Consider the following 2,597-nt stretch of genomic DNA (forward strand, 5'->3'; position numbering starts at 1 on the left):
TATGCTGTTTGGAGATTTTTTGATGACCACCACACCCACACCGACCCCTCGCAATTACTACAGGGGCGAAGGGGCGACGGCGGGTCTGGCAACGACCAGGGGCGCTCCTAACCGGTGCGGGGCGCGGAGCTTTGATGATGATCAGAGCTTGAAAGGAACGGTTACGAAAGTCGTTGGCGTGACTGTTTTTGGCGCAGGTCTGTCGATCGCGGCATTCGCGGTGATCGGGAAGCTTGCCGGCTGGGCGAACGACTACGGGACGATCCTGGTTTACCTGGCGTTCTTCTTGTGGATGTCGATCTCCGGACGGTTGTTCTTCTGGGGCGCAGACAAACTCGTCGCGCTACTCCGAACGAAGAAGAGTGACAATCGTGGTGCGCACCGGTGACGTCCGGTAGACGACTTCGCCGGACTCTCGCGGGAGTGCTTGCCGCTGGGGCGCTGTTGACTGGAGCGGCCGGAGCGATCGGTGCGGGAATCGCACTCTCCGCCGCTCCGGCGAACGCGACGCCGGAAGAAGACTGCGCGGCGGTGCGGGCACGTGATCATCAGATCTACCTGAATCTTATTGCGTCACTACCGCCTGGTTCTCCGATCCCGCCCGAGTACATCAACCCGTGCCTGAGTGCGCCGTCCACGACGTCGACAGCTGCGCCGACGACCACGGTCGGGCTCCCCGGTGTGCAGGCTCCAGGCGGTGGCCCGAATGTCGGGGCCAATGCTCCGACGAACTTTCCCACCTACAACGGCACCCCCATCGTCCCGGTTCCGACGATCGAGGTTCCGCCCATTGCTTCCGAGGCCCCGGCCTCGGAAACTGGTGTCGGTGCATTCCCCAATGCATCGGCATCAGCGGTTCCCTCACCCACACCCACCCCGGGTGAGGGAACCACCACCGATCGTGGTCCCGGACCGATCCCCGCGGATTCGGATTCGAATATCGCACCGGCCCAAACGGTTCCGGACCCGGCAGCAGATGTTTCCACCGCCGGGGAGGACTCGGGCCGTGACCGGTATCTCGAACTCACCCTGATCGGCGCTGCGGCGTTCACCGCTGCGGGTATCGGAGTGCGCGGGCGGCCGGGGCCTTTCAGCCCCCGCACGCCCGAATCAGTGCTCTCCCAGGTCGTCGGAACGATCACATCGCCGTTGACGGTGTACGCACCTGGCGGGCAGTCCTCGTTGCGGGTGTTCGATCCGATCACCGGCGGAAGTCGGTTCTTCTTCCTGATCCACGACGAAACGTCGTCGCACGAATCCGTGATTCCGGTGTCAGTGCCGCCCGGCGGTCACATGAGTGTCAACCCCGATGGCACGGTCACCGTCTTCGACGCCGAGGGGAATCCGGTCTCGACAATCGATGCCCCGTGGGCGTACGACGCCAACGGGGCTCCTGTTCCGACGCGTTACGAGATCCGGGACTTTCCTTAGATGTCAGAGGTTCATTCGGGTCCTCGATTACGGCATCGAGATAAGGTGAGTACTGTTCTCTACCAACGAGATTGAGTCTCTCGATGCCCGGCACCGGAGGGTGGTGAAAGCGTGCGGGCATTTCCCTACCGAGGCGGCTGCGCTGAAATGCCTCTCTACCCGGTGACTCGTTGGACTCGACGGGCACAGGGCAGCCACAGTGGATTGTGCGGTGGAAGTCCGCTCTGAATGCGTTTGCGATCACGTTCGCCGATCGTTGGCCGGGATCGGCGAACCTACTGATGAAAACCGGCCGAAACACCCTTAACGGTATAGATCCAGTTCTGTAACGGCGTGTTCTTGTGAGCGACTTTTGGGCTATTCGAGGGTGATGCCATCGACCAGAACCCGGAATTGCAGTTGGACGCGTTGAACGCGGCCGGCTGTTTTCGGGCGTGGACGGACAAAGCACCAGGAGCGAAGACGGATCGTCCCGAGCTGGCGGCCGTCATGGACGCACTACGCGCGGGAGACACATTCGTCGTGTGGCGACTCAACCGGCTCGGCCGCTCGCTGCCTCATCTGATCGAGACCGTTACCGAGATCGAGGCCAGGGGTGTGGCGTTCAGTCAGATGCATATGACATGCCGCAAAAACCAAGCACGCGGACACTACAAGGAAGTCACCGACGGCGCAGAAGCCCTTCGCGAAGTCTGGTCATCGACTCGGGTGCTATGACGAGCTGTCCAGTCGCGGTTCGGCAATCCCCGACGAAGAACTGCACACTCGTCGTCACAAGGTCACCGCTGCCTCGCCCACGACCCTGATCTACACCTCCGGAACCACCGGACGTCCTAAAAATGTCCAGCTGACGCACTCCAACTTCTACGCCGAGTCCAACGCCTGCCACCCGCCATAGTCGATGGTTCCTGTCAAGGAAACGCTGTTTCAGCTCCCCTTTCGGATCTAACGCGCGTTTGCGCTGACTCAGGTTTGCGCAGATTTACATTTGCGTTGGTTGGAGGTACACGATCTCCTCGGTGATCGGCGCGTCGTCATCGGCGTCGGTCGGCGGTTCTTGTCGGCGGCGCCACCAGATGGTGAACAGGACGGCTCCGATCACCAAGGCAGCCAGAGCGATTACCGCCACCCAGAATTTCGGGCCGTAGTATCCGACAAGGACCATG

3 protein-coding genes and 3 pseudogenes are annotated in these 2,597 nt (G+C 61.6%); 5 read left to right on the forward strand and 1 reads right to left on the reverse strand.

Annotated elements, in window-relative coordinates; all coding sequences use genetic code 11:
* Positions 1-178: 178 nt before the first annotated feature.
* From RhoBH5_RS32405 to RhoBH5_RS32425, 5 genes and pseudogenes are all read left to right on the forward strand, one after another.
* Positions 179-388, forward strand: coding sequence for a hypothetical protein (locus tag RhoBH5_RS32405; RefSeq protein WP_270009621.1), 210 nt, complete (start codon positions 179-181; stop codon positions 386-388).
* On the forward strand, positions 385-1,431 hold the full coding sequence (locus RhoBH5_RS32410; RefSeq protein WP_270009622.1) for a hypothetical protein: 1,047 nt from the start codon (positions 385-387) through the stop codon (positions 1,429-1,431). The genes RhoBH5_RS32405 and RhoBH5_RS32410 overlap by 4 nt, the downstream gene beginning before the upstream one ends.
* A 10-nt stretch (positions 1,432-1,441) precedes the next feature.
* Positions 1,442-1,760 (forward strand): annotated as a pseudogene (locus tag RhoBH5_RS32415) (transposase); the annotation flags it as partial.
* A 79-nt stretch (positions 1,761-1,839) separates the two neighbouring features.
* Positions 1,840-1,989: pseudogene (locus RhoBH5_RS32880) on the forward strand (recombinase family protein); the annotation flags it as partial.
* Between the two features lie 96 nt (positions 1,990-2,085).
* Positions 2,086-2,314, forward strand: a pseudogene (locus RhoBH5_RS32425) (AMP-binding protein); the annotation flags it as partial.
* 99 nt (positions 2,315-2,413) lie between these two features.
* Here RhoBH5_RS32425 and RhoBH5_RS32430 read toward each other — a convergent pair.
* Positions 2,414-2,597, reverse strand: a 184-nt coding sequence (locus tag RhoBH5_RS32430; RefSeq protein ID WP_270009623.1) for a hypothetical protein, incomplete at its 5' end; no start/stop codon positions are given.

Origin of the sequence: Rhodococcus sp. BH5 (genome assembly GCF_027583855.1) — a bacterium.
GTDB lineage: Bacteria > Actinomycetota > Actinomycetes > Mycobacteriales > Mycobacteriaceae > Rhodococcus_F > Rhodococcus_F qingshengii.